Source organism: Holdemania filiformis DSM 12042 (assembly GCF_000157995.1).
In the GTDB taxonomy this organism is placed as follows: domain Bacteria; phylum Bacillota_I; class Bacilli_A; order Erysipelotrichales; family Erysipelotrichaceae; genus Holdemania; species Holdemania filiformis.
On sequence record NZ_GG657561.1, the window covers coordinates 469,806 to 476,719 of the forward strand.

Here is a 6,914-nt window from a genome sequence, read left to right on the forward strand (position 1 = left end):
TTTTTCAAAGAAAGTCAACCCTGAAAATTTTTCTTTTTCTGGAAAGTTTTAGAATCCCTGATTGACAAAAAATTCGCTTCCTGATTACAATGGATGAAGAAGTGAGGGGATTTTATGAATTCAGAACAACGGCTGACGATGATCCGGCGGCTCAGCGACGCTTACGGCGTGTCCGGCTTTGAGGATCTGGCGGCGGCGGAGGCCCGGCGCTGGATCGACGAAACACGCTATGCGGTGCGTGAGGATCACATGCGGAATTTGATCATCCAGCCCAAGGCGGCAGGCGGAGATGTCCGGATCCTGCTGGACGCTCACAGCGATGAGCTGGGGTTTATGGTCCAGGCGATCAAACCGAACGGCACGCTGACGTTTCTGCCCTTAGGCGGCTGGGCGGCGAATACCGTGCCGGCGCATAAGGTGAAGGTCAAAAACCGCAGGGGAGAGTATATCAGCGGCGTGGTTGCGGCCAAGCCGGTGCATTTTATGAGCGAGAGCGAACGGCGGGCACCCTCCGAGATCAGCGCGATGGTGATCGATGTCGGATCGCATTCGCTGGAAGAAACCCGCGATGTTTTTCAAATTGAGATCGGCGCGCCGGTCGTGCCGGATGTGACGTGCGAAATCCAGAGGGAGAAGGGCTTGATTATCGGCAAGGCGCTGGACTGCCGGATCGGCGTGGCGGCGCTCTTGGAAACGCTGGATCAAATTGATCCGGCCGTTCACCGCAATCATGTCGCAGCCTGTCTGTCAAGTCAGGAGGAAGTCGGCGACCGTGGTATCCAGACGGCGCTGCATCAGCTGGAGGCGGACGTGGCGATCGTGTTCGAGGGCTGTCCGGCGGACGATACGTTTACGGAAGACTGGCTCTGCCAGACGGCGATGGGAAAAGGGCCGATGCTGCGGCACATGGATCGCTCGATCATTGCCAATCCCCGCTGGATGCGCCAGGTTTTGACCTTGGCTCATGACCGCGGTATTCCGGTTCAGGAATCGGTACGCAGCGGCGGCGGGAATAACGGCGCGATGATTCAGTTAAGTCAGCGCGGCATTCCGACGGTCGTCTTGGGGATTCCGGTCCGCTACATTCACTCGCATCACGGCATCGCCTGTCTGGCGGATGTGGAAGCCGCAGTGGCGTTAGCGAAAGCCGTCGTCGATACCGTAAGCGCGGCTGACGTGGACGGTTTGTAATGGAATCCCCATGGAGAACGCTGGGACCGGTCGACGCGGTCTTTAAGCGCAATCATCTGCGGATGCTTCTGGGCGCGGTTCTGCTTGCGGGCGCGGTGCTTTATCCGATCCTCATCAATACGATATTTAAGCCCTCCGGGCCGAAGCCGTTAACGGAAACGTCGCTGATCAACGAACAGGCGAAATATGAGATCCAGCTGTGCACCGAGGAGTTTGCCAGCAGCAGCGACGGATACAAGACCAATCATTATTATTTAGCGTCCGACGGGTTATCCTGGCGGATTGTGATGCTGAGCGAAGCGACGGCGAAGCGCTGCGAGCCGATCATCGATTACAGCTACGGCGACACGGACATCGCACCGCTGCCGTTAGTGGTCGAGGGCTTAAGCGCGGCGATCCCTGAACAGCTGCAGGAATACGCGCTGGAAGTCGTGCAGATGCTGATCGACGAGAACGCTGATCCGACGACGCTGCAGAATGAAATCGGTTCGCTGATGTTAGTCGAGGGTGCGCAGCATTCCTTTCCCTTAGCTAACGTTCTGATCTTGATCGGTCTGGGCGGGGCCGGCGTGCTGCTGATCTTAAGCGGCCGCTACAACAAGAAAACGGCTCGCCAGCAATTGGAAGAAGCGGACGAAAAAGGCTTGTATGAGCGTTTGGCGGACGACTTTGAGCAGGCGGCTTATTATCCTTCATTTAAGCTGATCGTCCATCATGGCGTGCTGCTGGAAACCGGAAAAACGCTTCGGCTGCAGACGTTGGCGCCGATCCTGCGGCTGCGCTGCCGGCGGCGGTTTGAGAGCTTCCAGATGCCGATGATGCTGCTGCAGGCACAGCGCAGTGACGAACCGGACCGCTGGGTCACGTTGGTTTCCGCGCACAACAGCGGCCGCAGCATCGACGAGATGAACCGGCTGATCGATCAGATACTGGGCGAAAACCCGGCGATTCAATGGGTCGAAGACGAACAGAACGTCTGATATGGATCTTTCTTTATGCTTCGGTGTAAGGAAAGATTTTTTTGTTTCCATCGGATGCCGCGGGATCCGGGGATAGAAAAGCGAGGGGATTTCTGCTAGAATAGCAAAGGTGATAAAACATGAAAGTTGTGCTAACCACGCTCAACGCCAAATATATTCATAAAAATCTGGCGCTGCGCTGGCTGTATGTCAGCCGGATTCCGGAGGCGGAGGTCGAGCTGATGGAGTTTGTGATCAAGGACGATCTGGAACGGATCAGCGATCAGATCGCTCAGCGGCAGCCGGAGGTGATCGGAATTTCGGTCTATATCTGGAATGCGGATTTGACCCGGAAATGGATTGCGATTCTCAAGCGCAAGCTGCCTCATGTCCGAATTCTGATCGGCGGACCGGAGGTTTCCTATCAATGCGAAGACTGGCTGGACACCGGGATTGAAGCGGTGCTGCGGGGCGAAGGCGAGAAGACGTTCTGGCAGGCGGTGCGCCGGGAAGCGGATATCGACGGGTTAGTCAGCCGCGGTTACGTCAGTCCGGTCGCTTACGCGCGGGTGGACCTGAACTGGCTGGAAACCTTGGAAAGTCCTTACTGGCTGGCGATCGACGAGGAAGCGATGGCGCATCGCTACCTCTATCTTGAAACCTCGCGGGGTTGCCCGTATCATTGCGCGTACTGCCTGTCCTCGGCGGACAACCGCGTGCGGATGTTTTCGGAAGCGTATGTCCTGCGGCAGCTGGCGCCGCTGGCAGAGCGGACGGTCAAGCAGGTGAAGTTTTTAGACCGGACGTACAACGTGATGCCCGAGCGGGCGCTGCGGATCGCACGGTTTATTGAAACGCTGCCGCCTTCGATCAACTTCCAGTTTGAGGTTGTCGCCGATACGATCAGCGAAGCGATGCTGGATTTCTTTGAACAGAAAGCCGATCCGGCCCGCTACCGTTTTGAAATCGGCGTGCAGTCGCTGAATTCCAAAACCCTGGAAGCGGTGGACCGGCGGCAGGACAACCAGCGTCTGCTTGAGGTCACAAGCCGGCTGTTAAAGCGCGGCTACATCTGTCATCTGGATCTGATCGCGGGGCTGCCATATGAGGATCGGGCCAGTTTTGAACAATCCTACAACGGGTTGTTCGCCGTGCATCCCAGCGAGCTGCAGGTCGGCATCCTGAAATTATTGAAGGGGACGGCGATGATCGCACGCGCACCGGGCTGGGGTATGGAATTTGAAGCGCAAACGCCGTATACCGTGACGAAGACAGCGTGGCTGAGTGAAGCGGATCTGGCGGAAGTGGAGTGCGTGCATCTGGCGACGGAAAAGCTGCTCAACAGCGGCCGCTGCCGGGCTTGTTTACAGAGCGTCTTTGCGGAGCATCCCCAGTTGAGCGCTTACGCCCTGATGGCGCAGGCCGGGGCGCGGCTGCAAGCGCTGCCCCATCCGTATCAGCTGAAGGAGCTCTTTGAGCTGCTGATCGAGGTGTTAACACCGCTGGTGGGAGAATCAGAAGCGCAGGCGCGGGTCAATACCGATTATCTGATGCTGTCTGCCCACCGCCAGAAGCCGCTGGCGATCCGGCATCTCAGCGCCGAGGAGCGCAAGGAAATCCGCAGGAATTTAGTTCAGCGGATGGATTTTGACGAGCAGCAGGTTTATAATTATACCCAAATTGACGTCGGCTGGCAGGCCGGCGGGATTCAGATTCAGATTGTGCTGGCTGTTCCCGGACAGCCGGTGCGGCGGATCTGGCTCAGTGAGGAGGAACAACAAGAATGGATAAAATCGTAATTGCGTCGGGCAATCAACATAAGATTGAGGAATTCCGCACGCTGTTTGCGCCGCTGGGGATCACCGTGATCGGCATGAAGGAATGCGGCACGTTCGCCGAGCCGGAGGAAACCGGAACGACATTTGCGGCCAATGCCGTAATCAAAGCCGAAGCGCTGTGCGCGCAGCTGGGCTGCACCGTGATTTCCGATGATTCCGGATTGGAAATCGACGCGTTAAACAAGGAACCCGGCGTGTATTCAGCCCGTTATCTGGGCCATGATACAAGCTATGAAATCAAGAACCGGAATCTGATCGAGCGCGTCAGCGGCCAGGCGGACCGCACCTGCCGGTTTGTCTGTGCGATCGCCTTGGCGCGCCCGGGCAGGCCGACCGAGGTGTTTGAGGGAACGGTCGAAGGGACAGTCGCGTTCCAGCCTGCGGGGGGCCAGGGCTTTGGCTACGATCCGATTTTCTATTATCCGCCGCTGGGCAAAACACTGGCCGAGGCGAGCGAGGAAGAAAAGAATCAGGTCAGTCACCGCGGCCAGGCGATGCGCTTGTTAATGGAGTATTTACATCATGAAGAAAATTGATTCGCTTCTCGTCAAGGCGCTGCAGGCGGTCTGGTCGGTGGCGCTCATCGCTGTGCTGATTTTGACATCGGTTGATCTCAACTGCTTCAGCCGGCCGTTTTACGCCGATCAATACCGCCAGCTGAACACCGCGCAGACGATCGGCATGAGCGAGGAAGATCTGGATTTAACGACCGACGTGCTGCTGGACTACACCCAGGGCAAGCGCGGGAATCTGGACGTGCAGGCTGTCATCAACGGCCAGGTGCAGGAGGTTTTCAATCAGCGGGAAAAAGACCACATGGTCGACGTTCAGGCACTCTATCTCAACGCGATGAGCGTGCGGAACCTGGCGGCGGCGATCGTGATCGTAGGATTGTGTCTGTTGGTGATGAAAAAGGATAAGGCGCTGCGGCGGCAGACGGCGAAGATGTTTTTAAAAACCTCGGCGGTGCTGATGGGCCTGGCGGGAGCGCTGGCGTTTTACGCGTTTCTCGATTTCAATGAATTCTGGACGATGTTCCACCACATCTTTTTCCGCAACGACCTGTGGCTGCTCGATCCCAATACCGACGTCTTGATCATGATGGTTCCGGAAACCTTTTTCTTCAATCTGGTATTCCGGATTCTCGGCGGGTTCGGGCTGGGCTATCTGGTCTGCCTGGGCTTGGCCTGGTTTGAAAGCAAAGGAGGCGTTCAAGCATGATTCACGTTGTTTTATATGAGCCGGAGATTCCGCAGAATACCGGCAATATCATGCGGACCTGCGTCGCGGCGAACTGCCGGCTGCATTTAATCGAGCCGCTGGGTTTTTCGTTAGACGAACAGAAGATCCGCCGTTCCGGGATGGATTACCGGGAAAAGCTGCAGATGAGCGTCTATCCGGATTGGGCGGCGTTCTGCGCGCAAAATCCGGACGGGGAGTTTTACTTCTTAACCCGCTATGGCAAGCAGCCGCCGGCCAGTTTTGACTATACCCGGACGGAAAAGGATATTTATCTGGTGTTCGGCCGCGAAAGCACAGGCATTCCCAAGGCGATCCTGCGCGATCATCTGGACCGCTGCGCGCGGCTGCCGATGGTTGCCGACGCCCGCAGCCTGAACTTGAGCAACTGCGTCGCGATCTGCGTCTATGAAGTGCTGCGCCAGCTCGATTATCCGGGCTTAAGCAAAACGGAGCACATCAAGGGAGAGGACTGGCTGTTGGTATGATCACGTTGATCAACCGTCTGCTTCAAACCGAAAAACGCCGGATCTGTATTTTGTTCTGCACCGGCTGCTTCTGCGCGGCTGTGTTTGCCTTCGCCAACGCCCGGATGGGGTATTTGTTAGTCCAGCTGCGCAGCATTGAGGATGTGCTGGCGCTGACGCACCATCCCTGGGTAGAGGGGACGTGGCTGGGGCGGACGATCCTGAATCTGTTGGCGACGCCGCTGGCCTTTTCCGACTGGCTGAGCAGTGCGGTAACGGCGCTGGCCTGGCCGCAGATCGGCTTTCTCCTGGTCGCCGCGATGTTTTTTACCCAGCGCGGCAAGGATAAGAATCTCCGACGCAAACGAAGGGGCTTAGGCTGCTTGATCGGATGCGAGCTGGTCATGGTGATCGCCGGCGGTTTTTTTTGTAACGCGAAGCTATTTTTCCCTCACTACGCTCAAAGCGATCCAGCAGTTTGCCTATGCCGGAATCGCCGTGGGGTCGTTGGCGACGCTGCAGCTGATGCTGGCGCTGATTCAGATTCCCTTAGCGCTCTACCGTGATTTTCTGGCGCCGGAGAATGTGAAGTCATAATGAGTTCCAGCGAAAAACAATTCGCATAGATCATAAAAAATCCAAGAAGTCCTTAAGCCGGTTCGCTGCTTTGCTTTCGGGCTTTTTTTTATTCTTTATTCTACAATCTCCGTATCCGGCAATCGTTGAGCAGGGCGGGGGAAACTGGAGTGGGATTCTAACGATGAAGAATTTCGTAAATCGGACGATCTCTTTCTGCGTTCTTCCTCAACTATGGTAAAATAAAAGCATCACAAAGTCAGGAGGAACGGTATGGAGATCAAAGAAAGCTGGATTGCGGAACAGGCTGTCAACGCGAACGCGCTGAAGAATGCGAAAGCGCTTGTTCAGAGCGGCAAATTTGTCAGGCTGGTTCGCAGCGAGGACGATACTTTTTATAGGGGGGAATGCCAGGGCAGCGGCAGCTCTAATTATACGACGTCCGCCGATTTTCTGGACCCGGCGCATCCGGTATTCCGGTGCAGCTGTCCGAGCCGGCAGTTTCCGTGCAAGCACAGCCTCGGCTTGTTGTACGCGATAGCTCAAAAAGCGGCGTTTGAAACGGGCGCGATCCCGGAGGATATCCTCAGAAAGCGCGAGCGGCTGGCGAAGCGGAGCACCCAGCCGGAAACGGTAGCCGAGCC

At 56.5% G+C, this 6,914-nt stretch carries 8 protein-coding genes; all 8 read left to right on the forward strand.

Going from position 1 to position 6,914, the window contains the following annotated elements; all coding sequences use genetic code 11:
- The first annotated feature begins 114 nt into the window (after positions 1-114).
- Positions 115-1,191, forward strand: coding sequence for a M42 family metallopeptidase (locus HOLDEFILI_RS14890; protein ID WP_006060650.1), 1,077 nt, complete (start codon positions 115-117; stop codon positions 1,189-1,191).
- Positions 1,191-2,171, forward strand: coding sequence for a hypothetical protein (locus HOLDEFILI_RS14895; RefSeq protein WP_006060651.1), 981 nt, complete (start codon positions 1,191-1,193; stop codon positions 2,169-2,171). The genes HOLDEFILI_RS14890 and HOLDEFILI_RS14895 overlap by 1 nt, the downstream gene beginning before the upstream one ends.
- Before the next feature lie 119 nt (positions 2,172-2,290).
- Positions 2,291-3,949 (forward strand): B12-binding domain-containing radical SAM protein, encoded by a 1,659-nt coding sequence (locus HOLDEFILI_RS14900; RefSeq protein WP_006060652.1) that lies wholly within the window; start codon positions 2,291-2,293, stop codon positions 3,947-3,949.
- Positions 3,934-4,524: an XTP/dITP diphosphatase gene (locus HOLDEFILI_RS14905; protein WP_039865257.1), complete on the forward strand. Its 591-nt coding sequence runs from the start codon at positions 3,934-3,936 to the stop codon at positions 4,522-4,524. The genes HOLDEFILI_RS14900 and HOLDEFILI_RS14905 overlap by 16 nt, the downstream gene beginning before the upstream one ends.
- Positions 4,511-5,209 (forward strand): TIGR01906 family membrane protein, encoded by a 699-nt coding sequence (locus HOLDEFILI_RS14910; protein WP_006060654.1) that lies wholly within the window; start codon positions 4,511-4,513, stop codon positions 5,207-5,209. The genes HOLDEFILI_RS14905 and HOLDEFILI_RS14910 overlap by 14 nt, the downstream gene beginning before the upstream one ends.
- Positions 5,206-5,715 carry a tRNA (cytidine(34)-2'-O)-methyltransferase gene (locus tag HOLDEFILI_RS14915; RefSeq protein WP_006060655.1) on the forward strand — a complete coding sequence of 170 codons (510 nt, stop codon included), beginning with the start codon at positions 5,206-5,208 and terminating at the stop codon, positions 5,713-5,715. Before HOLDEFILI_RS14910 ends, HOLDEFILI_RS14915 begins: the two co-directional genes overlap by 4 nt.
- A complete protein-coding gene (locus tag HOLDEFILI_RS14920) occupies positions 5,712-6,260 on the forward strand; it encodes a hypothetical protein (protein ID WP_006060656.1) in 549 nt (182 codons plus the stop codon). The genes HOLDEFILI_RS14915 and HOLDEFILI_RS14920 overlap by 4 nt, the downstream gene beginning before the upstream one ends.
- 283 nt (positions 6,261-6,543) lie before the next feature.
- Positions 6,544-6,914, forward strand: a 371-nt coding sequence (locus tag HOLDEFILI_RS14925) for an SWIM zinc finger family protein (RefSeq protein WP_006060658.1), incomplete at its 3' end; no start/stop codon positions are given.